The organism is Agrobacterium sp. 22117, from assembly GCF_052045735.1.
In the GTDB taxonomy this organism is placed as follows: Bacteria; Pseudomonadota; Alphaproteobacteria; order Rhizobiales; family Rhizobiaceae; genus Agrobacterium; species Agrobacterium cavarae.
Map to the genome: position 1 here is coordinate 201,998 of NZ_JBQEPP010000001.1, position 21,444 is coordinate 223,441.

The following is a 21,444-nucleotide window of genomic DNA, read 5'->3' on the forward strand; positions in this document are numbered from 1 at the left end:
TATCGGGCTCAATCTCATTGCAAGCCACAATACACATGTAATTTGGAGAACGTCATGACTGACACCAACAAGACCGGACCTGACGCAGGCGCTGCCGACGAAGCAGTGGAAGCGACCACGGCGGAGAATGCGGTGCCGGAGCAGGCAGAACCCGATCCGATCGATGTGCTGAAGGCGGAAAACGCCGATCTTCGCGACAAATTCCTGCGTCTGGCCGCTGAGATGGACAATCTTCGCCGTCGTACCGAACGCGAGGTCAAGGATGCAAAGGCCTATTCCGTGGCCGGCTTCGCGCGTGACATGCTGGCCGTCTCCGACAATCTTCGCCGGGCGCTCGACACCATTCCAGAAGAACTGAAGCAAAGTGCCGAAGCCAATATCAAGGGTCTCATCGAAGGCGTCGATATGACGGAACGCTCCATGCTCTCCGCACTTGAGCGTCACGGCGTGAAGAAGATCGATGCCGAGGGTGAGAAGTTCGATCCGAACTTCCACCAGGCCATGTTCGAAATTCCCAACACCACCGTGCCGAACAACACTGTCGTCCAAGTGGTGCAGGCTGGCTTCACCATCGGCGAGCGCGTTCTGCGTCCAGCCATGGTCGGCGTGGCCAAGGGTGGCCCGAAGGTTGAAGCGCCGGCAGGTGCTGAGCCCGGCACAAGCGGTCTCAACGAGAAAGACGCCTGAGCGCCTTCTTCGTCTTCATCTGATCAATAGCAAAAGGCCCGGATATCTGATCGATACCCGGGCCTTTGTTTTACAGCATCGGCCCGAAAATCGGTCTCGATTTTCGGAAAGCACGATGCGTCGATTCAAAATGGTAAAGCGCCGTGCGTCCAATAGGACGCACGGCGCTTTAAACGTCGAGGCTATGTTCGCGTGAACCCAAGCTTGGCGTTCAGGCCGCGTTCACCTGCTCCTGGTTAAGAAAGGTGTAGATCGCCGTATCGGAATCAGTCGCGCGCAATTTCGCCACCAGTTCCGGGTCGCGCAGAACGCGGGCAATCCGCGACAGGGCTTTCAGGTGGTCGGCGCCAGCACCTTCCGGCGCGAGCAGAAGAAACACGAGATCGACCGGCTGGTCGTCGAGTGCTTCGAAGTCGACGGGTGTTTCCAGGCGTGCGAAAACGCCGGTAATGGAGGAGATGCTGCTGAGCTTTCCATGGGGAATGGCAATGCCATGACCGACGCCGGTGGAGCCGAGCCGCTCACGCTGCAAGATGACGTCGAATACGTCCCGCTCGGAAACCCCGGTGATACGGGATGCCTTTGCTGCCAGTTCCTGAAGGAGTTGCTTCTTGGAATTGACCTTTAGCGCGGGAATAATCGCATCTTGGTGCAGCAAATCTGCCAATGCCATTTCTTTTTCCTTCATGCCATCGAGACGAACCGGAAGACGCTTGAGGGCGCCTTCCGGGTCCTTAGACTTCAGCTCTTGATCATCGCCGCGTCGACCCAGCCGATGTTTCCATCGTTGCGACGGTAGACGATGTTGAGTTCTTTCGACGGGCTGCGGAACAGCAGAACTGGCTCATCGGTCATATCGAGAGCCATGACTGCGCTTGCAACCGTCATGGTTTTGATCTGTTTGGAAGTCTCGGCCACGATTGTTGGCGCGAAATCTTCCGCGATTTCCTCATCCTCATCCGGGACTGCATCCATCACCCGGTAGGCGACTTCCTCATCGATCCCCTTGGACGCTGAACCGTTATGGTGATCCTTGAGCCTGCGCTTGTAACGACGCAGGCGCTTTTCAATGCGCTCTGCCGCCGCGTCGAAGCTGGCTTGCGGATCGTTGGCCTGTCCTGCCGCGTGCAGAACGACCCCAGTGTCGAGGTGGATCTTGCAATCCGCAGCAAAAAGCTGGCCGGACTTCGCGACCGTCACCTGGCCGGAATACCCCCCATCGAAGTATTTGGTAACGGCTTGGCTTATATTGTCCTCGATCTTTTGACGGAAAGACTCGCCCACATCCATATGTTTACCAGATACACGCACACTCATGGAATTTTTCCTTTTTCAGTGATTTGCGTATACCAGCTTACGTCAAGCTGAGCGCTCATCCAAGCGTTTCGCGACCTCTTTCGTGCCTTTGCAGACGAATGCCGCTGCCCCTTGAATGCAATTCCCTCTTCAGACCCCCGCCTTGTCTGCGGCGAGCTTCTAGCCTTGTCGGCTAGGCAAGTCAATTGTCAATGTTAAGTGTTTGTAAACTATAATAAAAGGGCTCAAGCCGAGGCCATGCGAGCCATCGCCTTTTTCTCCCGACGGCGCTGCACGGAGGAGGGGATGTTCATCGCTTCACGATATTTTGCGACAGTCCGTCGCGCCAGATCGATACCACTTTTTTTCAGCTGATCGACGATATCGTCATCGGACAGAACCGAGCTGGGCGCTTCCTGCGCGATCATCGTGCGGATGCGATGACGAACCGCTTCTGCCGAGTGATTGTCACCGCCCTCCGACGAGCCGATGGAGACGCTGAAGAAATATTTGAGTTCGAAGACGCCACGTGGCGTCAGCATGTATTTGCGCGATGTGACGCGGCTGACCGTCGATTCATGCATCTTGATGGCATCGGCGACCTGCTTCAGATTGAGGGGGCGCAAGTGATCCACGCCATGCAGCAGAAACGCATCCTGCTGCCGGACGATTTCGCTCGCCACCTTCATGATCGTCCTCGCCCGCTGATCGAGGCTGCGCGTCAGCCAGTTGGCCGTCTGCATGCAGGTGGAGAGGAATTCGCCGTCTTCCCCTGCGCGCGGTTTCACCTTGGACACTTCCGTGAAATAGCTGTGATTGACCAAGACGCGCGGCAGCGTCTCCGGGTTGAGGTCGATCAGCCAGCTTCCATCGGTGGAGGGATGGACGATGATGTCCGGTATGATGGTCTCGCACGAACCCGTCTCGAAGCCAGCACCGGGACGCGGATTAAGACCACGGATCTCGCTCAGCATGTCGAGAAGGTCGTCCTCATCGACGCCGCAAAGCTTTTTCAGCGTGGCAAAATCGCGCTTGGCCAGAAGATCGAGGTTGCCAACGAAAGCATGCATCGCCGGGTCCAGCCGATCTCTCTGTTGCAGCTGGATCGACAGGCATTCGCTGAGTGAGCGAGCGAAGACACCCGGCGGATCGAAGCTCTGCAGGATGCGCAAGATCGCCTCGACGTCCTTTTCCGGCCGTCCCAGCCGCTCTGACACATCGCTGACCGCGTCAGCGGAGATATATCCGGTCTCGTCGAGATGATCGAGCAGAGCGTCGGCTGTCATGCTGTCGGTGAGACCGGTGACCGAGAACGGCACCTGCTGTGCAATGTGGTCGCGCAAGCTCGGCTTGCGCGCAACGAAGTCATCGAGATCGTAGTCGTCGCCAGCCTCGGCGCCGGGCATGGATTTCCATTGGCCGAGAAGCTCCGGCGCGTCGGCCTTGCGTCCGCTCTCATCATCCGGAAACACATTGCTGAAATTGGTGTCCAGCGCCTCGTTGAGAACAGGGGCGTCATCGCCGTACCATTCCGCCGTCTCGCTCGTATGGGACGATTCAATACTCTCTGAGGCTTGCGAACTCGTAGCTTCGTCGCTGCCGAATGTTTCGCCAGGATCGCTATCATTTGCCGCAATTTCAAGCAGAGGGTTCTTTTCGACTTCCTGGGCGATGAAGCTGACCAACTCGATATGCGTCATCTGAAGCAGCTGGATCGACTGCATCAGCTGCGGAGTCATCACAAGTGACTGATTTTGACGCAGCAACAGGCTGGCTGACAAGGCCATGGCGGACACTCGACTCCCAAACACGCCCCTGTTTTGCAGAAAATTTTTGTTGTTCAGCAAAACAAGGAGAACTTGGCCCAAAAATTGCTTTTTATTTGGGTTTGGTCAAGGTCAAGAGTGAGGTGCAGAGCAAGATTCTTTGACGGGAACGCTGTGATATCATCACCTTCCCGTTAAGACTGCCGCGCTTTCAGGCCGGAAAATGCGGCCCTCAGAGGCTGAAGTTGTTTCCGAGATAGAGGCGACGAACATCGGCATTGTTGACGATCTCGTCGGCCCGACCGTGCGTCAGCACTTCGCCCGCGTGAATAATGTAGGCGCGGTCGATGAGACCCAGCGTTTCGCGCACATTATGGTCGGTGATCAAAACGCCGATCCCGCGTGCCGTCAAGTGGCGCACGAGATTCTGAATGTCGCTGACGGAAATCGGATCGACGCCCGCAAAGGGTTCATCGAGCAGCATGAAGGTCGGATCGGTCGCCAGAGCACGGGCGATTTCAAGACGACGGCGTTCGCCACCCGAAAGAGCGACCGCTGGAGACTTGCGCAGCTGCGAGATGTGAAACTCTTCCAGCAACTCGTCGAGCTTTCGGTTTCTCTTCTTCTCGTCCTTCTCATGCACTTCCAGAACAGCGCGAATATTGTCTTCGACCGTCAGGCCGCGAAAGATCGACGCTTCCTGCGGAAGATAGCCGACGCCAAGGCGCGCGCGGCGATACATCGGCATGCCCGTCACGTCATTGCCGTTGATGGCGATCTTGCCATCATCCACGGGAACGAGGCCGGTGATCATGTAGAAGCAAGTGGTCTTGCCCGCACCGTTCGGCCCCAGAAGTCCGACAGCCTCTCCGCGACGCACGACAAGCGACACGCCGTTGACGACGCGACGCGTATTGTAAGTCTTGGTCAGGCCATGGGCTATCAAGGTGCCTTCATAGCGAGATTTATCGCCCGCATTCGCGTCGGCTGGCGACGGACGTGCGGAATCTCTGCCAAGAAGCTTTGAAATCAAGGGCATTTTCACGATGAGCGGCTTACTGCTTTTTCTGCGACTTGGGATCGAGCATGATGCGGACGGGACCGCCGCAGCTCTCAAGCTTGGCTTCACCGGTATTCATCAGCACCGTCAGCTTGCAGCCGGTGAAGACGTTGGTGTCCTGCGACAGGACAACCTGCTTGCCGGAAAGCGTAAAGGTCTGCGAGGCCATGTCGAACTCGCCATGATCGGCCGTCGCCTTCTGCGTACCGGATGTCAGGTAAACGGAATTGTCGACGAAAATCTTGTCGATATCGGCATCACCGCCGGTCACCGATGTCGTTTGCCCGTCGCCCTTGTTCTTGTAGAGAACCGTCATCTTGCCAGCCTGCAGCGTGGTCGTTCCCTGAACAACCTTCACGTTGCCGGTGAAGTAGGCCTTGTGCTCCTGATCGCGCACCTCAAGCTGATCGCTTTCAATTGCAATCGGCTGGTCGCTGGACAGCTTCATGCCGTCCATCTTGCTGGTTGTGTTCTGAGCAAAGGCCGGTGTGGAAAGACATGCCAGAACAATGGCAGCCAAAATTCCGGTGGTTCTCTTGAAGGGGGCGTTGCGGGAAATCTGCATCATCTGTTCGGGCTCTCACTTGCCTGCGTTCTGAATGGTGGATGCAGCAATACGAGCTCGTACCTGCCCCGAAAATACAATCGTTCTGCCATTATCGGCTATGCGTAGGCTTTCCGCAACAATCGAGCCTTCCTTCGTGGTGATGTCGACCGGCTGGTCGCTCTCCATCGTTCCCGCTTTCAGGTCGACATTGGCAGACTGAAATTTGGCTTTTAGGCCATTGCTCAGATTGATGTCAAAGGGCGCCGTCATTTTCAACTTATTTGTCGTGCGGTCGAAGATGCCTTCCTGTGCCACCACCTGTGCCACGATGTCATTCATCGGCACGGCTGCCAGCACTTTCTCAAGCGTCATCAGGTTCGGCGTCGTCACGTCCTGAAGCGCGCGCTCGGCATTCATCGAGTAGTCGAAACCCTTGTTGTTGCGCCCCGCCAGAGCTGGCTTTTCCATGACGATCTTGCCGTCTTCGATCGAGGCGCTTTGCAGCGACACTTCGGCAGGAAGCCATGTGCGGGCAAGCGAAACGCCGATGAAAGCAAGCGAAACGATCGCTGCTGCGATCGGAAGCCCGATCTTCAGCTTTTTTACGCGCGCGGAGTGACGCTTCGCCAGAGCATACGCATCGGGCAGATTGTCAGCCACCGAAAATCCCGGTGCCGGTTGATTAAGTCTTTCGAGCATTCGTCAAATCCGGAGGTCTACAAGTACAGCTTAAAGTCGCACACAGACCTTTACATATTCATCTAACGTGTTTGGCACGATGGCCTTGCGCTGCCAATATGGTTTTTATCAGAAAGAGCGCAAGAGCCGGGTGTTTTTTATAAAAACCGCACATTGCAAGTTCACGCGCTTGCAAGAGGTCGTTACAAGGTTCATATGCCCGAGGCGAAGTTGAAGCTTAACTGCCGTGAAGCGAAGGTGATTTGATGGACCAGATGGCAATCGCAGACCGCAGGCAACTGCGCCGCAAGCTGACATTCTGGCGGGTTGCTGCAGTTCTCTTGCTGATAGCGGCCCTCTTTGTTGTCTATCGCTTCGCTGTCGCGGAGCCTGAATCGAGCGCAAGGCCGCATATCGCCAAGATCGAGATCAGCGGCCTGATCCAGGACGACACCGAACTCCTGGAGCGGCTTCAAAAAATTGCAGACAGCACCAGCGCCAAGGGCCTGATCGTTTCCATCTCTTCGCCCGGTGGCACAACTTACGGCGGCGAGCGCATCTTCAAGGCGATCCGTGCCGTAGCGGACAAGAAGAAGCCGGTCGTGTCTGACGTCCGCACGCTTGCAGCCTCCGCCGGCTATATGATTGCGACCGCCGGCGACACGATCGTTGCGGGCGATACCTCGATCACCGGCTCCATCGGTGTGATCTTCCAGTATCCGCAGGTCGGACCGCTCCTCGACAAGCTCGGCGTGTCGCTGCAGGAAATCAAATCCTCGCCGATGAAGGCGGAGCCGTCGCCTTTCCACGAGCCGCCGGAAGAATCGAAGGTCATGATCCGCAACATGGTCATGGACAGCTACAACTGGTTTGTCGATCTGGTGGCCGACCGGCGCAAGCTGCCGCGTGACGAAGTGTTGAAGCTTGCCGATGGGTCGATCTTCACCGGACGTCAGGCCGTTGCCGTCAAGCTTATCGATACGCTCGGCGGTGAAACCGAGATCAAGTCCTATTTCGAAAGCCGCGGTCTGGACAAGGATTTGCCCATCATCGAATGGACGGCACCATCGAAGCGTTCGCCCTTTTCCATCTTCAGCGTCGCAGGTCTTGCAAAAATGCTGGGCTTGGATGAATTTTTCCCGATTGCAGCGTCACGCCAACTCGGCACCGACAAGTTGTTTCTTGACGGTCTTGTTTCGGTTTGGCAGGTTGATGGCCGATAAAAACCTAATCCTTTCAGGGGGCAACTGTGATTAAGTCTGAACTGGTGCAGATCGTTGCTGCGCGTAACCCGCACCTGTATCACCGCGATGTCGAAAATATCGTCAATGCGGTTCTTGATGAAATCACCGATGCGCTTGCCGCCGGCAATCGTGTCGAACTTCGTGGATTTGGCGCATTCTCGGTAAAGAACCGGCCCTCTCGTTCTGGACGGAACCCGCGCACGGGTGAGTCCGTTTTTGTCGAGGAAAAATGGGTTCCCTTCTTCAAGACCGGCAAGGAGCTTCGCGAAAGGCTCAACCCGGGCATGGGCGACGTCGAAGACGAGGATTGAGCGCAATCAACGCTCGACAATCCTTAAGCCCGGCGTGACGTTCGTCCAGATTGCATGAAGGCCCCCAAAGACGGAGTACCTTGAATGTCGAAGAAGATCGTCAACCTGTTGATCCTGCTGCCACTGGCCATCATTCTGATCATCCTGTGCGTTGCAAACCGTGAGAGTGTGACTCTGGCGCTCAATCCGTTCCAACCTAGTGACAGCGTTCTCTCCTTCACGGCACCCTTCTTCGTTTTCATTTTTCTGTCGGTTCTGTTCGGCATTCTGCTCGGCTCTGCCGCGACCTGGATTTCGCAAGGCAAGCACCGCAAGCGCGCTCGCCTCGAAGCACGAGAAGCCATTCGCTGGCACGATGAGGCCACCAAGGCAGCGGCCAACACGCAAACGGTATCGCCCGCGTCGAGACAGCTTGCAGCAAAATAGGCGGCTGCTCTCGGTTCTTTGATCCGTCGCCATGGCGCATCATTTTGCCACGCCCTTTGATAATCCCCCATTCTAGTGATATGCGCTTTCCAACCGCATCCGGGCCGCCATTCGCCCGGGGATGTAGACTGGAAAGCGCAAGTGGTACGGCCATTCTCCGTGCCTCTCGCGTCGAGACGTGGAAAGACCGTCGTTGAAGAAGAAAGACAACCGCCAGGGCGCTAAACCGCGCGCAGGACAGGACAATCGCTCAGGCAAGCCCGGCAGCAAGCCGCCTCGCCAGAAGGACGCTGCGCGCACACGCGCTCCAGATTACGTTCGCCCCGCTGCCACCGCCCCCAAGGAAAAGGTGCAGGCCTCTGCTCCCGCCGTCGAAGCCGCACCTCCGCGCCCGTTGAAGGAGCGCTCCGGCGCCCTTCCGACCGAGCAGGTGCCGGTCATTCTTGAGTCGCTCGGTGCTGGTGACTTTCACCTGATCGACAGCGGCAATGGCCTGAAGCTCGAGCAATATGGCGAGCACCGCATCGTTCGTCCCGAGGCGCAGGCGCTGTGGCGCCCGAGCCTCGCCGAACGGGTCTGGGACAATGCCGATGCAATTTTTACCGGGGATACGGACGAAGAAGGCAGTGGACGCTGGCGTTTTCCCAAGCAGTCTCTTGGCGAGACATGGCCGCTGTCTCTGCTCGGCGTCAACTTCCTCGGCCGCTTCACCGCATTTCGCCATGTGGGTGTTTTCCCCGAGCAGATCGTTCATTGGGAATGGTTGAAGCAAACCATCGAAAAGGCTGATCGACCGCTTAAAGTGTTGAACCTCTTCGGTTACACCGGTGTCGCGTCGCTCGTGGCGGCGTCCGCGGGAGCGGAAGTCACCCATGTGGACGCCTCGAAAAAGGCGATCGGCTGGGCGCGAGAAAATCAGGCGCTTGCCGGTCTTGAAAATGCGCCGATCCGCTGGATCTGCGAAGACGCCATGAAGTTCATCCTGCGCGAGGAACGCCGGGGCAACAGCTACGACATCATCCTCACCGATCCGCCGAAATTCGGCCGCGGTACCCATGGCGAGGTCTGGGATCTCTACGATCATCTGCCGCTGATGCTGGATGTCTGCCGCGAAATCCTGTCACCAAAGGCGCTCGGATTCGTCCTGACCGCCTATTCCATCCGCGCAAGTTTCTACTCCATGCACGAGTTGATGCGCGAAACCATGCGCGGTGCAGGTGGCGAAGTGACCTCCGGCGAACTCGTCATCCGCGAAGCGGGTCTGGATGGCAAGACGCCGGGCCGCGTGCTTTCAACCTCTCTCTTCAGCCGCTGGGTGCCGAAATGAATGATCGTCATGAAAACGGGCCACGCAGGGTAGGGCAGGTCAAGGAAGTTACCAGCCTCGCCAATCCGATCATCAAGGACATCAAGAACCTCACCCAGAAGAAGGGCCGCGAAGAGAGCGGCACCTTCATGGCGGAGGGGCTGAAGCTCGTCATCGATGCGCTGGAACTCGGCTGGACGATCCGCACACTGGTCTATGCCAAGGCCGCCAAGGGCAAGCCGCTGGTCGAGCAGGCTGCGGTGAAGACGGTGGCGTCCGGCGGTCTCGTGCTGGAAGTCAGCGAGAAGGTGATCTCGTCCATCACCCGCCGCGACAATCCACAGATGGTCGTCGGCATCTTCGATCAGAAATGGAAGCCGCTCAGAGATATCCGGCCTGCTGCGGGTGAGACTTATGTCGCGCTCGACCGGGTACGCGACCCTGGCAATCTCGGCACCATCATCCGCACGGCAGATGCAGCCGGTGCCTCCGGAGTGATTCTCGTCGGCGATTGCACCGATCCTTTCTCGCTCGAAACGGTGCGGGCCACCATGGGCTCGGTATTTGCGATGCCGGTTGCACGCGCATCGGTGGATGAGTTCTTGAGCTGGAGAAAGACTGCCGGTGTGAGCGTCGTCGCAACCCATCTCGCGGGCTCGGTGGATTACCGCACCATCGACTACAAGAAAAAGCCGGTCGTGCTTTTGATGGGCAACGAGCAGTCGGGTCTTCCGCCGCAGCTCGCCTCGCAGGCGGACCAGCTTGCCCGCATCCCGCAACAGGGTCGGGCCGACTCTCTCAATCTGGCGATCGCAAGCGCAGTCATGCTGTTTGAAGCGCGTCGACATCTTCTCGAACTCGCGATGGTAAAGTAATGGCCAAGCCCGCTCTCTTCTCCAGACCCGCTCCCGCCATCGCCCTCATTCTTCTGGCGTTGCTTGCCGATCAGATCATCAAGGTGCTGGTGGAAAAATACCTGCCTCTGCAGGAGATGGTGCCGGTCATTCCGTTCCTGGCGCTTTACCGCACCTACAATCTTGGCGTGGCCTTCTCCATGCTGTCGGGCATGGAGGGCTGGGCCATCGTCACCATGCGGCTTCTCATCGTCGCCTTCGTCATCTGGCTGTGGCGAAAGACGGATGCCGATCGCACCTTTGCCCATCTCGGCTTTGCGCTGATCATCGCCGGTGCTGCGGGAAACATCTTTGACCGGTTTCTGTATGGGCACGTTGTGGACTACATCCTCTTCCACACGGAAACCTGGTCCTTCGCCGTCTTCAACCTGGCCGATTCCTTCATCACCATTGGCGCCGGCTGCGTCATTCTGGATGAGTTGCTGCAGGCCAAGGCGGCACGAAAGAAAACCTGAACGACTGCTACGCAAGGCCGGATCGCGAAATTTAGTTTACGCAACGTCACTTACGCGGCTAACTGTCACTGTTTTGTCGTCAAGAAGTGATTTATGACGCCAAGATCAAACGGTGGCGGGGCGATTCTCCATGGTCTCGGAAGTTCTTGAACGCAGCATTGTTGGCACGGGCTTGGGCGGCGCTGTTTTGCCAGCTGCCGAAAAGCGGGAAGCCGACGTCTTTGGTCGGATCGGCTCCCTCGAAACACGCCTCGCCAGAAATGAGCGCGAAATCGATGCAGCCCAGCAGGTCCGCTTCCGCGTCTTTGTCGAAGAGATGGGTGCGCGGCTTCCGGCAGACGCGATGCGTCGCGGTCGCGACATCGATGCATTCGACGCCGTCTGCGACCATCTCCTGGTTCTCGACAACGCCATAGAAGGCGATCCCGAAGATCAGATCGTCGGCACCTATCGCCTGCTCAGGCAGGAAACGGCGTTGGCGAATAAGGGTTTTTACTCGGCAAGCGAATTCGAAATCGAGAGCCTGATCGCGCGCCATCCGGATAAGCGCTTCATGGAGCTGGGACGCTCCTGCGTGCTGCCGGAGTATCGCACCAAGCGCACCCTCGAACTTCTCTGGCAAGGCAACTGGGCCTACGCCGTCCGTCACCGTATGGATGCGATGATCGGCTGTGCCTCCTTCCCAGGCATTCAGCCGGAAGCTCACGCGCTGGCGCTGTCCTTCCTGCATCACAGCTGCGGCTCCAAGGCTGAATGGCGGACCGAGGCACTGCCGGAACTCTATCGCGAAATGGATATGATGCCGCTTGAAGCGATCAATCCGCGTCGGGCGCTCAACGCTATGCCGCCGCTGATCAAGGGCTATATGCGTCTTGGCGCCATGTTCGGTGCCGGTGCCGTGGTCGACCATGCCTTCAACACCACCGACGTGCTGGTGATCCTGCCGGTCTCATCGATTGCCGGCCGCTACATCAATTACTATGGCGGTGACGCGGAGCGCTTCAACGGCTGATACCGTTCCGGCATCAAGCTTCCTGTGGGTTCGTCGTTCTGCGTGTTGTTCTTGGAGAGCCGCGCCGGTAGTCTCCGGTTTTGTTTTCTCAAAGCCCCAAGCAGATACGATCACGCCATTGACGGACGTTCATTCCACCGCCTCGCTCATTTCCGAAGAGAGCCGCGCATCGGCAACGCCGATGATGGAGCAGTATATCGAGATCAAGGCGAACAATCCCGGTTCGCTGCTTTTCTATCGCATGGGCGATTTCTACGAATTGTTCTTCGACGATGCGGCGGAAGCCTCGCGCGCACTTGGCATCACGCTCACCAAGCGCGGCCAGCATCTGGGTCAGGACATTCCCATGTGTGGCGTTCCGGTCCATGCGGCGGATGACTATCTACAAAAGCTGATCATGCGCGGCTACCGCGTTGCCGTCTGCGAACAGGTGGAAGACCCGGCGGAAGCCAAGAAGCGTGGCTCGAAATCGGTGGTCAAACGTGACGTCGTGCGCCTTGTCACGCCCGGCACGCTGACCGAAGAAAAGCTGCTCTCGCCGACAGAATCCAACTACCTCATGGCGCTTGCGCGCATTCGCGGCAGTTCGGAGGCGCAGTTTGCGCTGGCCTGGATCGATATCTCCACCGGCGTCTTCCGGCTGGCGGAAACGACATTGACGCGGCTGCTGGCCGACATCTGGCGCATCGATCCGCGCGAGTTGATCGTCGCCGACAGCCTGTTTCACGACGAAGAAATGCGGCCAACCTTCGATGTGCTGGGTCGCGTGGCCGTCCCTCAACCTGCCGTCCTGTTTGATAGCGCGACCGCCGAAGGCCGCATCGCGCGCTACTTCAACGTCTCGACGCTGGATGGCTTCGGAGCTTTCTCCCGTGTGGAACTGGCAGCCGCAGCTGCAGCCGTCGCCTATGTCGAGAAGACTCAGATCGCCGAGCGCCCGCCTCTCGGTGCACCCGAACGCGAAAGCTCTGCCTCGACGCTGTTCATCGATCCTGCGACCCGCGCCAATCTGGAATTGACCAAGACGCTTGCCGGAGAACGCGATGGATCGCTCTTGCAGGCGATCAACCGCACCGTGACTGGCGGCGGTGCGCGGCTTTTGGCGGAAAGGCTGATGTCGCCGCTGACCGATCCTGAACGGATCAACGCCCGCCTTGATGCGGTGGCCTATCTGATCGACGATGTGTCCTTGAGCGATGGTCTGCGCGAGGCTCTGAAGCAGGTGGCAGACATGCCGCGCGCGCTGTCGCGCCTGGCGCTCGATCGCGGCGGCCCGCGCGATCTCGGCGCCATTCGCCAGGGACTTTCCGCTGCCGCGATCGTCGGTCATTTGCTTGATCAGGGTCTGTTGCCCGACGAACTGGCGGCAGCGCTCGCTGATCTCAAAGCCTTGCCAGCCTCGCTCGAAGCCATGCTGTCTGAGATGCTGTCGGACGACCTTTCGCTCCTGAAGCGCGATGGCGGCTTTATCCGTGAAGGCTCGAACCCGGAACTCGATGAGGTGCGGGCGCTGCGCGACCAGTCGCGTCGGGTGATTGCCGGCTTGCAATTGCAATATGCGGAAGAGACCGGCATCAAGTCGCTGAAGATCAAGCACAACAATGTGCTCGGCTACTTCATCGAGGTGACGGCTGGCAATGCCGATGTGATGACGGGAAGCGACGAGGCCAAGACGCGCTTCATCCACCGCCAGACAATGGCCGGCGCCATGCGCTTTACCACCACCGAGCTTGCCGATCTGGAAAGCCGCATCGCCAATGCCGCCGCCCAGGCGCTGACCATGGAGTTGCGGGCGTTCGACCGGATGGTGCAGGCGGTCGTCGCCGAGGCTGAAGCCATCAAGGCGGGCTCTCTGGCACTTGCTGCCATCGACGTGGCGACGAGCCTCGCCCATCTGGCATCCGAACAGGCCTACTGCCGGCCGGTGGTCGATGGCTCCATGACCTTTGCAATTCGCGGCGGGCGTCACCCGGTCGTGGAGCAGGCCTTGCGCCGTCAGTCGAGCGGTCCTTTCATCGCCAACAATTGCGATCTTTCGGCGGTGAACGGCAATCGCAACGGCGCGATCTGGATGCTGACCGGCCCGAACATGGGCGGTAAGTCGACCTTCCTGCGCCAGAATGCGTTGATCGCCATCCTCGCCCAGATCGGTTCCTTCGTTCCGGCAGAAGCCGCCCATATTGGCATTGTCGACCGGTTGTTCTCGCGCGTCGGTGCTTCGGACGATCTCGCCCGTGGCCGCTCCACCTTCATGGTCGAAATGGTCGAGACGGCGGCGATCCTCAATCAGGCGACCGAGCGTTCGCTTGTTATTCTCGACGAGATCGGGCGCGGCACGGCGACCTTCGACGGTCTGTCCATCGCCTGGGCGACGGTGGAACACCTACATGAGGTGAACCGCTGCCGCGGTCTTTTCGCCACCCATTTCCATGAGCTGACGGTGCTGTCTGAAAAGCTCGGCCGCCTCTCCAACGTCACCATGAAGGTCAGGGAATGGGAAGGCGACGTGATTTTCCTGCATGAGGTCGGTCCCGGTGCTGCGGATCGTTCCTACGGCATTCAGGTGGCCCGCCTTGCCGGCCTCCCCGCCGCGGTGGTGGAGCGTGCGCGAGAGGTTTTGAACCAGCTGGAAGATGCTGATCGCAAAAACCCGGCGAGCCAGTTGATCGATGATCTGCCGCTGTTTCAGGTCGCGGTCCGGCGCGAAGCGGCAAGCGCCAAGGGCAACTCGAAGGTGGATGAGGCGTTGAAGGTGCTGAACCCTGATGAAATGACGCCGCGCGAGGCACTGGATGCGCTCTATGCGCTCAAGAAACAACTTGGCAACGCTTGATGCGTAGAGTGCCTGTCCATTCGGCCTCAAAATCGCTATAGCGCTGTGCCATCAGCGCAAGACGCATGGAATGGATATCGGCTCAATGGCCTCTAAGGACCTGGATTTCTCCGCGATACTGGATGTCGCAGCACTGAAGCATCAATGCGATCTCGTCTTTCAAGGCGATGGAAAGCGCGTGTCGGATGTGCGCTCCGACCTTTTGCCCATCTTCAAGAAGGCAAGCAGCGACGGACGGCAAATGGCGCGCGATCTTCTCGATTCCGAAGGCGGCGGCATTGACTGCGCAAGGCGTATTTCCTGGCTGCAGGACCGTCTGATCGAGGTGCTCTACGATCTCGCCTGCCAATATGTCTATCCGAAGGATGCGCCAGGCATCGCCATCACCGCTGTCGGCGGCTATGGGCGCGGCACGCTTGCACCCGGATCGGACATCGATCTTCTGTTCCTGCTGCCGCTCAAGAACACGCCGGACATGCACAAGGCGATCGAGTTCATTCTCTACATTCTTTGGGATGTCGGCTTCAAGGTCGGCCACGCCACCCGCACCGTGGATGAGTGCATCAAGCTGTCCAAGGCGGATATGACAATCCGCACCGCCATTCTCGAAATGCGCCCGATCTGTGGGAAGAAGTCGCTCGCCGACGAACTGGAACGTCGCTTCGAAACCGAAGTCGTCACCAATAGCGGCCCGGAATTCATCGCCGCCAAGTTGGCCGAGCGCGATCAGCGCCATCGCAAGGCAGGCGACACCCGCTATCTAGTCGAGCCGAATGTGAAGGAAGGCAAGGGCGGTCTGCGCGATCTCCACACGCTCTTCTGGATCGCCAAATATTATTACCATGTGCGCGACACGGCAGAGCTTGTGAAGCTCGGCGTTCTTTCCAGAAGCGAACTGAAGCTCTTCGAAAAGGCCGATGATTTTCTCTGGGCGGTGCGCTGCCAGATGCACTTCATTACCGGCAAGGCCGAGGAGCGGCTTTCCTTCGATATCCAGCGCGAGATTGCCGCCGCCCTTCACTACCAGCCGCGACCCGGCCTTTCGGCGGTCGAGCGCTTCATGAAGCACTATTTCCTCGTGGCCAAGGATGTGGGCGACCTGACGCGCATTCTCTGCGCCGCTCTTGAGGACCGCCAGGCAAAGGACGTGCCGGGGCTTTCCGGTGTTCTCAGCCGCTTTGCCCATCGGCTTCGCAAGATTCCAGGCTCCAGCGAATTCGTCGAAGACCGGGGTCGTATCGCGCTCGCCAATGCCGATGTCTTCCGCAATGATCCGGTCAGCCTGATCCGGCTTTTCCATGTGGCCGATATCAACAATCTCGAACTGCACCCGGATGCTCTTCGCGTCGTGACCCGCTCGCTCGGTCTCATCAATCATGAGCTTCGCGAGAACGAGGAAGCCAACCGGCTGTTCCTCGCCATCCTGACCTCGAGGCGCGATCCGGCACTCACGCTGCGGCGCATGAACGAGGCCGGTGTTCTCGGCAAATTCATCCCCGAATTCGGCAAGATCGTCGCGATGATGCAGTTCAACATGTATCATCACTACACGGTCGATGAGCACTTGATCCGCTCGGTCGCAATCCTCGCCGAGATCGACAAGGGGCAAGCAGTCGATACCCATCCGCTGGTCAACCAGTTGATGCCGGCCATCGAAGACCGCGACGCTCTCTATGTCGCCGTTCTCCTTCACGACGTGGCAAAGGGCAGGCAGGAGGATCACTCCATTGCCGGTGCACGCGTGGCCCGCAAGCTTTGCCAGCGCTTCCGTCTCTCCACCAAGCAGACCGAGACGGTGATGTGGCTGATCGAGCAGCATCTCCTGATGTCGATGGTGGCGCAGACCCGCGATCTGCATGACCGCAAGACGATCACCGACTTTGCCGACAAGGTTCAGTCGATGGAGCGGCTGAAGATGCTGTTGATCCTCACCGTCTGCGACATCCGCGCCGTTGGCCCGGACGTCTGGAACGGCTGGAAGGGGCAGTTGCTGCGCACGCTCTATTATGAAACCGAGCTTCTTCTCTCCGGCGGCTTTTCGGAAAGCTCGCGCAAGGAGCGCGCCAAGGTCGCCCGTCAGCGCCTTTACGATGCGCTGGATGACTGGGGCCAGAAGGCGCGCCGCAAGTACAGCAAGCTGCATTATGATGCCTATCTTCTGTCGGTCGCTTTGGAAGACCAAGTCCGCCACACCCGCTTTCTGCGTGAGGCGGACAAGCAGGAGAAGGCGCTGGCAACCATGGCCCGCACCCATTCCTTCCACGCCATCACCGAAATCACGGTTCTGGCACCCGACCATCCGCGTCTGCTGTCGATCATCACTGGCGCCTGCTCCGCTGCCGGCGCCAACATCGCCGACGCTCAGATCTTCACAACATCGGACGGCCGCGCCCTCGATACGATCCTGATCAACCGCGAATTCCCGATCGATGAGGATGAGACCCGCCGCGCCACCAATATCGGCAAGCTGATCGAAGAGGTTCTGGCTGGCAAGAAGCGGCTTCCCGAGATCATCGCGACGCGGACCAAGAGCCGCAAAAAGAGCAAGACCTTCAATATCCCGCCGTCGGTGACGATTTCCAACGGGCTTTCCAACAAATTCACCGTCATCGAGGTCGAATGCCTTGACCGTCCCGGCCTTCTGGCGGACATGACAGCGGTGCTGGCCGATCTGTCGCTGGATATCACCTCCGCGCGGATCACCACCTTTGGCGAAAAGGTCATCGATACCTTCTACGTCACCGATCTCTTCGGGCAGAAGGTGATGACGGAAAACCGTCAATCCAACATCGCAATGCGGTTGAAGGCCGTTATGGCGGAGCAGGAAGATGAACTGCGTGATCGTATGCCCTCCGGCATCATCGCGCATCCGGATGTAGCAGCCCTTCCTGCTGCGCGCACCGCAAAGGCTTGAACAAAAAATGAGTTTGATCGGCAAATTCGCCACCGTCGGCGGCGCGACGCTTGGAAGCCGCCTGTTCGGCTTCATCCGTGAAATGCTGATGGCGGCAGCCGTGGGTACCGGACCGGTGGCGGATGCCTTCAACGCGGCCTTCCGCTTTCCCAATACCTTCCGCCGCCTGTTTGCCGAGGGTGCGTTCAACTCCGCCTTCGTGCCGCTTTTCGCCAAGGAAATCGAAGCCAATGGCATGGAGGGCGCGCGCCGCTTCTCCGAGGAGGTTTTCGGCGTCCTCTTCACGGTGCTGATGGCGCTGACGATCGTCATGGAACTGTCCATGCCGTTTCTCGTCAGAACGGTGATTGCACCGGGCTTTGTCGATGACCCGACGAAATTTGAAAACACGGTGCGTCTGGCCACCATCATGTTTCCCTATCTCGCCTGCATGTCGCTGGCGGCGATGATGGGCGGAATGCTGAATTCGCTGCATCGCTATTTCGCTGCGGCCATCGCGCCGGTCTTTCTCAATGTCATCCTCATTGGCGTCTTGGCGCTCGCCTGGTGGAAGCACTACGATCCTCTGCAGGTCGGCTATGCACTCTCCTGGGGTGTGATGGCCGCAGGTTTCGTCCAGCTTGCCATCGTCTGGGTTGCTGTGCGTCATGCCGGTATCAAGATCGGCTTTCGCCGCCCGAAACTGACGGGCAACGTCAAGCGCCTGCTGGTTCTGGCGCTGCCGGCCGCAATCACCGGCGGCATCACCCAGATCAACTTGCTGATCAACACCAATATCGCGTCCGGCGGAGACGGCGTGATCTCCTCGCTCGCCTACGCCGACCGCATCTATCAGTTGCCGCTCGGCGTCGTCGGCATTGCGGTGGCGACGGTTCTTCTGCCGGAACTGGCGCGCGCGCTTCGCGGCGGCCATGCGGTGGAGGCGGCCAATCTGCAGAACCGCTCCGTCGAGTTCGTGCTCTTCCTGACGCTGCCGGCCGCTGCGGCGCTGCTGGTCATGGCGGAGCCGATCGTTCGTTTCCTCTATGAGCGCGGCAACTTCTCGCCGTCTGCCACGGTGACTGTTGCGGAAATCCTCGGCATTTATGGCCTCGGCCTGCCGGCCTTCGTTCTGATCAAGGCCTTCATTCCAGGCTTCTTCGCCCGCGAGGATACCCGCACGCCGATGATCTTTGCGGCGATTTCCGTGGTGGTGAACATCTCGCTCGCGCTCACCCTTTTCCCCTCTTACGGCGGTCCGGGGATTGCAACGGCGGAAATCACCGCCGGTTGGGTAAACGCGGCTTTGCTCTTTGGCATGCTGATGTGGCGCGGGCACTGGAAGCTTGATCTGCCGCTTCTGCTGCGCATCCCGCGGCTGCTGATCGCGGCAGGTCTCATGGCGTTCGCCATTCACTATGCGCTGTTCTATTTTTCCTACGAACTGTCATCGGCCTCAAACCTTGCGGTCCGGGCAGGCACACTGCTTGCGCTGGTCGTCGGCGCCATGGTCATCTATTTCGGCGTTGCCTTCGCCTCCGGTGGGGCAAACCTTGGGATGGTCAAGCGCGGCATGAAGCGCAAGCGCAAGACGGATGTCCAAAGCGAGATCGAGCCATGAGTTCCGGCTTCACCTCCATGCGCCACATCGCGCTCGTCTCTCTGGTGGTGGACGATTACGATCGCGCCAAGGCGTTCTACCGCGACAGCCTTGGCTTCGAATGCCTTTCGGATCAGCCGATGCCGGACGGCAAGCGCTGGCTTGTCGTCAAACCGAAAGGTGAGGGGGCAAGCGGGCTTCTTTTGGCGCAGGCTGATGGAGAAGCGCAGGCCGCCGCGATCGGCAACCAGACCGGCGGTCGGGTTGGTTTCTTCCTGTATACGGATGATTTCGACTCGGATTTTCACCGCATGAAAGCCAACGGGATTCGCTTTCTGGAGGAGCCGCGTCGCGAGGTTTACGGCACGGTTGCCGTTTTCGAAGACCTCTACGGCAACAAATGGGACCTGCTCCAGCCAGCCGCTGAAACCCCTTGATTGCAACGGGTTCCGGGTGCATAAGCGCGGGCCACATCACAGCGCGGGGCAAGGCCCTCCACAAGCCTTTTCGAGGACGATCATGAACGCATTCAAGCCGCTGGTTTTCTCCGGGGTTCAGCCCACCGGCAATCTCCACCTTGGCAACTATCTCGGCGCCATCCGCAAGTTCGTTGCATTGCAGGAAGACAATGACTGCATCTATTGCGTCGTCGACATGCACGCCATCACCGCACAGTTGGTCCATTCGGACCTGAAGGCGCAGACGCGTTCGATTGCTGCCGCCTTCATTGCGTCGGGCATCGATCCGGTGAAGCATATCGTCTTCAACCAGTCGGCCGTGCCGCAGCATGCCGAGCTTGCCTGGGTGTTCAACTGCGTCGCGCGCATCGGTTGGATGGAGCGCATGACCCAGTTCAAGGACAAGTCCGGCAAGAATGCCGAGCAGGTTTCGCTTGGACTGCTGGCCTATCCGAGCCTGATGGCAGCAGACATTCTGGTGTATCGGGCAACCCACGTTCCGGTCGGTGACGACCAGAAGCAGCACCTGGAACTGGCACGCGACATCGCCCAGAAGTTCAACATCGATTTCGGCGATCATATCCGCAAGGCTGGTCTCGGCCTCGATATCACCGTCGGCGACGAACCGGTTCACGCCTATTTCCCGATGGTCGAACCGCTGATCGGTGGTCCGGCGCCGCGTGTCATGTCCTTGAAGGACGGCACCAAGAAGATGTCGAAATCCGATCCTTCGGATCTGTCGCGCATCAACCTGATGGATGATGTCGACGCGATCTCCAAGAAGATCAAGAAAGCCAAGACCGACCCGGACGCGTTGCCGAGCGAAGTCGAAGGCCTGAAGGGTCGCGCCGAGGCGGAAAACCTCGTCGGAATCTATGCAGCCCTCTCCGACAAGACCAAGGCGGATGTGCTTGCCGAATTCGGTGGGCAGCAGTTTTCGGCCTTCAAGCCGGCGCTTGTCGATCTGGCGGTCAACGTGCTTGCACCGATCAACAACGAGATGCGCCGCCTTCTGGATGATGTCAGCCATATCGACGCGATCCTGAAGGATGGCGGCGAGCGCGCTGGTGCCATCGCACAAAAGACGATGGACGAAGTCCGCGACATCATCGGTTTCCTGCGGTGATTTTGTCTGCGCCTCACGCCGTGCTGTGAGAGGCGTTTTTCTGCGTGCGGAGGCGTCGCATCTGCACATTCGCCTTTTAGGAAAATCGATTCCGCTTTCCATTGTGATACGATAAGCTCCGCCCAAACCGGCGGGCGGCGCTTCATGCCACGGCGGAAACAGGGAGTGCTGAATGGTTTCAAAACGGCTGTCGCGCCTGGAAGGGCACCGGCGAAAATTTCTGGTGGTCATCGATGGCACACCGGAATGCGAAAGAGCCGTGCATTATGCCGGCCGCCGCGCCAAGAACTCCAATGGCGCCCTCGTTCTGCTCTTCGTCATCCCCGAGGGGGATTTCCAGCAGTGGCTGGGTGTCGAGCAGATCATGCGGGCCGAAGCCCGCGAAGAGGCTGAAGCCTCGCTGGCGAAGGTCGCACAACGCGTGCGTGAGACCGTCGGCATCGAGCCCGAGGCGGTGATCCGCGAAGGCAATGCCGCCGAGCAGATCCACGGTCTGATCGAAGAAGATCGCGACATCGCCATCCTTGTATTGGCTGCTGGCTCCACCAAGGACGGTCCAGGTCCGCTTGTTTCCTCCATTGCCGGACGCGGCGCTGCCTTCCCCATTCCCGTCACGGTCTTGCCGGATACGCTGACGGACGAGGAAATCGACGCCCTCTGCTGATCGCTATCCATCAAGCGCTTTCGCCACGAAGAATCCTGTTCGGCTTTGGCGAAAACGGGTGTAGAACAGGGCGGAAGATTTCTTGAACGGGATTGTCATGTCAGGGCTTGAAGTCGCTCTTCGTCCGGCATATTTTGGAAGCATTCTAAATTACGGGGCAAGCGTGCC

The 21,444-nt window shown here is 58.9% G+C and carries 19 protein-coding genes and 1 pseudogene; 14 read left to right on the forward strand and 6 right to left on the reverse strand.

Going from position 1 to position 21,444, the window contains the following annotated elements; all coding sequences use genetic code 11:
* Nucleotides 1–54 precede the first annotated feature (54 nt).
* A complete protein-coding gene (gene grpE, locus ACTJKV_RS00975; protein ID WP_062599194.1) occupies nucleotides 55–687 on the forward strand; it encodes a nucleotide exchange factor GrpE in 633 nt (210 codons plus the stop codon).
* 211 nt (nucleotides 688–898) lie between these two features.
* Here the strand turns inward: grpE and ptsN are convergent, their stop codons facing one another.
* From ptsN to lptC, 6 genes are all read right to left on the reverse strand, one after another.
* Nucleotides 899–1,360, reverse strand: a complete 462-nt coding sequence (gene ptsN, locus ACTJKV_RS00980) for a PTS IIA-like nitrogen regulatory protein PtsN (protein WP_062427309.1) — start codon at nucleotides 1,358–1,360, stop codon at nucleotides 899–901.
* Nucleotides 1,361–1,428: 68 nt separating this feature from the next.
* Nucleotides 1,429–2,004, reverse strand: coding sequence for a ribosome hibernation-promoting factor, HPF/YfiA family (gene hpf / locus ACTJKV_RS00985; RefSeq protein ID WP_062427124.1), 576 nt, complete (start codon nucleotides 2,002–2,004; stop codon nucleotides 1,429–1,431).
* Between the two features lie 224 nt (nucleotides 2,005–2,228).
* The gene (gene rpoN, locus ACTJKV_RS00990; protein ID WP_062427123.1) at nucleotides 2,229–3,770 is read right to left on the reverse strand and encodes an RNA polymerase factor sigma-54; all 1,542 of its coding nucleotides are present in this window, start codon (nucleotides 3,768–3,770) and stop codon (nucleotides 2,229–2,231) included.
* Nucleotides 3,771–3,981: 211 nt separating this feature from the next.
* The gene (gene lptB / locus ACTJKV_RS00995; RefSeq protein WP_062427122.1) at nucleotides 3,982–4,788 is read right to left on the reverse strand and encodes an LPS export ABC transporter ATP-binding protein; all 807 of its coding nucleotides are present in this window, start codon (nucleotides 4,786–4,788) and stop codon (nucleotides 3,982–3,984) included.
* 16 nt (nucleotides 4,789–4,804) lie between these two features.
* The gene (locus ACTJKV_RS01000) at nucleotides 4,805–5,377 is read right to left on the reverse strand and encodes an LptA/OstA family protein (protein WP_062427121.1); all 573 of its coding nucleotides are present in this window, start codon (nucleotides 5,375–5,377) and stop codon (nucleotides 4,805–4,807) included.
* Between the two features lie 12 nt (nucleotides 5,378–5,389).
* On the reverse strand, nucleotides 5,390–6,055 hold the full coding sequence (lptC, locus tag ACTJKV_RS01005) for an LPS export ABC transporter periplasmic protein LptC (RefSeq protein WP_062599197.1): 666 nt from the start codon (nucleotides 6,053–6,055) through the stop codon (nucleotides 5,390–5,392).
* A gap of 245 nt (nucleotides 6,056–6,300) precedes the next feature.
* Between lptC and sppA the strand changes: the two genes are divergently transcribed.
* From sppA to ACTJKV_RS01070, 13 genes and pseudogenes are all read left to right on the forward strand, one after another.
* Nucleotides 6,301–7,257: a signal peptide peptidase SppA gene (gene sppA, locus ACTJKV_RS01010; protein WP_062427119.1), complete on the forward strand. Its 957-nt coding sequence runs from the start codon at nucleotides 6,301–6,303 to the stop codon at nucleotides 7,255–7,257.
* 26 nt (nucleotides 7,258–7,283) lie between these two features.
* Nucleotides 7,284–7,589 (forward strand): integration host factor subunit beta, encoded by a 306-nt coding sequence (locus ACTJKV_RS01015; RefSeq protein ID WP_062427118.1) that lies wholly within the window; start codon nucleotides 7,284–7,286, stop codon nucleotides 7,587–7,589.
* An 84-nt stretch (nucleotides 7,590–7,673) separates the two neighbouring features.
* Complete coding sequence (locus ACTJKV_RS01020) at nucleotides 7,674–8,015, forward strand: LapA family protein (RefSeq protein ID WP_062427117.1); 342 nt, start codon at nucleotides 7,674–7,676, stop codon at nucleotides 8,013–8,015.
* Nucleotides 8,016–8,208: 193 nt separating this feature from the next.
* Nucleotides 8,209–9,342 carry a class I SAM-dependent rRNA methyltransferase gene (locus ACTJKV_RS01025; protein WP_112520008.1) on the forward strand — a complete coding sequence of 378 codons (1,134 nt, stop codon included), beginning with the start codon at nucleotides 8,209–8,211 and terminating at the stop codon, nucleotides 9,340–9,342.
* The gene (locus tag ACTJKV_RS01030) at nucleotides 9,339–10,196 is read left to right on the forward strand and encodes a TrmH family RNA methyltransferase (protein ID WP_440598386.1); all 858 of its coding nucleotides are present in this window, start codon (nucleotides 9,339–9,341) and stop codon (nucleotides 10,194–10,196) included. The genes ACTJKV_RS01025 and ACTJKV_RS01030 overlap by 4 nt, the downstream gene beginning before the upstream one ends.
* A complete protein-coding gene (gene lspA, locus ACTJKV_RS01035; protein WP_062427114.1) occupies nucleotides 10,196–10,690 on the forward strand; it encodes a signal peptidase II in 495 nt (164 codons plus the stop codon). The genes ACTJKV_RS01030 and lspA overlap by 1 nt, the downstream gene beginning before the upstream one ends.
* A 214-nt stretch (nucleotides 10,691–10,904) precedes the next feature.
* Nucleotides 10,905–11,702, forward strand: a pseudogene (locus ACTJKV_RS01040) (GNAT family N-acetyltransferase); the annotation flags it as partial.
* 181 nt (nucleotides 11,703–11,883) lie between these two features.
* Entirely contained in the window at nucleotides 11,884–14,535 is a 2,652-nt protein-coding gene (gene mutS / locus ACTJKV_RS01045; protein WP_440598478.1) for a DNA mismatch repair protein MutS, read from the forward strand.
* Nucleotides 14,536–14,620: 85 nt separating this feature from the next.
* Entirely contained in the window at nucleotides 14,621–17,449 is a 2,829-nt protein-coding gene (locus tag ACTJKV_RS01050) for a [protein-PII] uridylyltransferase (RefSeq protein WP_062444101.1), read from the forward strand.
* Between the two features lie 7 nt (nucleotides 17,450–17,456).
* Nucleotides 17,457–19,049 carry a murein biosynthesis integral membrane protein MurJ gene (gene murJ, locus ACTJKV_RS01055; protein WP_313591832.1) on the forward strand — a complete coding sequence of 531 codons (1,593 nt, stop codon included), beginning with the start codon at nucleotides 17,457–17,459 and terminating at the stop codon, nucleotides 19,047–19,049.
* Nucleotides 19,046–19,465: a VOC family protein gene (locus ACTJKV_RS01060; protein ID WP_313591831.1), complete on the forward strand. Its 420-nt coding sequence runs from the start codon at nucleotides 19,046–19,048 to the stop codon at nucleotides 19,463–19,465. Before murJ ends, ACTJKV_RS01060 begins: the two co-directional genes overlap by 4 nt.
* 82 nt (nucleotides 19,466–19,547) lie before the next feature.
* The gene (trpS, locus tag ACTJKV_RS01065) at nucleotides 19,548–20,612 is read left to right on the forward strand and encodes a tryptophan--tRNA ligase (protein WP_062427111.1); all 1,065 of its coding nucleotides are present in this window, start codon (nucleotides 19,548–19,550) and stop codon (nucleotides 20,610–20,612) included.
* A gap of 172 nt (nucleotides 20,613–20,784) precedes the next feature.
* Entirely contained in the window at nucleotides 20,785–21,276 is a 492-nt protein-coding gene (locus ACTJKV_RS01070) for a universal stress protein (protein ID WP_062427110.1), read from the forward strand.
* The last annotated feature ends 168 nt before the right edge of the window (nucleotides 21,277–21,444 follow it).

Excerpts from the sequence above, each read along its gene's own strand:
- mutS (WP_440598478.1), top strand. The coding sequence starts at position 11,884 with ATGATGGAGCAGTATATCGAGATCAAGGCGAACAATCCCGGTTCGCTG.
- ACTJKV_RS01000 (WP_062427121.1), bottom strand. The coding sequence starts at position 5,377 with ATGATGCAGATTTCCCGCAACGCCCCCTTCAAGAGAACCACCGGAATT.
- lspA (WP_062427114.1), top strand. The coding sequence starts at position 10,196 with ATGGCCAAGCCCGCTCTCTTCTCCAGACCCGCTCCCGCCATCGCCCTC.
- hpf (WP_062427124.1), bottom strand. The coding sequence starts at position 2,004 with ATGAGTGTGCGTGTATCTGGTAAACATATGGATGTGGGCGAGTCTTTC.
- trpS (WP_062427111.1), top strand. The coding sequence starts at position 19,548 with ATGAACGCATTCAAGCCGCTGGTTTTCTCCGGGGTTCAGCCCACCGGC.
- ACTJKV_RS01020 (WP_062427117.1), top strand. The coding sequence starts at position 7,674 with ATGTCGAAGAAGATCGTCAACCTGTTGATCCTGCTGCCACTGGCCATC.
- ptsN (WP_062427309.1), bottom strand. The coding sequence starts at position 1,360 with ATGGCATTGGCAGATTTGCTGCACCAAGATGCGATTATTCCCGCGCTA.
- ACTJKV_RS01050 (WP_062444101.1), top strand. The coding sequence starts at position 14,621 with ATGGCCTCTAAGGACCTGGATTTCTCCGCGATACTGGATGTCGCAGCA.
- lptB (WP_062427122.1), bottom strand. The coding sequence starts at position 4,788 with ATGCCCTTGATTTCAAAGCTTCTTGGCAGAGATTCCGCACGTCCGTCG.
- ACTJKV_RS01070 (WP_062427110.1), top strand. The coding sequence starts at position 20,785 with ATGGTTTCAAAACGGCTGTCGCGCCTGGAAGGGCACCGGCGAAAATTT.
- sppA (WP_062427119.1), top strand. The coding sequence starts at position 6,301 with ATGGACCAGATGGCAATCGCAGACCGCAGGCAACTGCGCCGCAAGCTG.
- murJ (WP_313591832.1), top strand. The coding sequence starts at position 17,457 with ATGAGTTTGATCGGCAAATTCGCCACCGTCGGCGGCGCGACGCTTGGA.
- rpoN (WP_062427123.1), bottom strand. The coding sequence starts at position 3,770 with ATGGCCTTGTCAGCCAGCCTGTTGCTGCGTCAAAATCAGTCACTTGTG.
- grpE (WP_062599194.1), top strand. The coding sequence starts at position 55 with ATGACTGACACCAACAAGACCGGACCTGACGCAGGCGCTGCCGACGAA.
- lptC (WP_062599197.1), bottom strand. The coding sequence starts at position 6,055 with ATGCTCGAAAGACTTAATCAACCGGCACCGGGATTTTCGGTGGCTGAC.
- ACTJKV_RS01030 (WP_440598386.1), top strand. The coding sequence starts at position 9,339 with ATGAATGATCGTCATGAAAACGGGCCACGCAGGGTAGGGCAGGTCAAG.
- ACTJKV_RS01060 (WP_313591831.1), top strand. The coding sequence starts at position 19,046 with ATGAGTTCCGGCTTCACCTCCATGCGCCACATCGCGCTCGTCTCTCTG.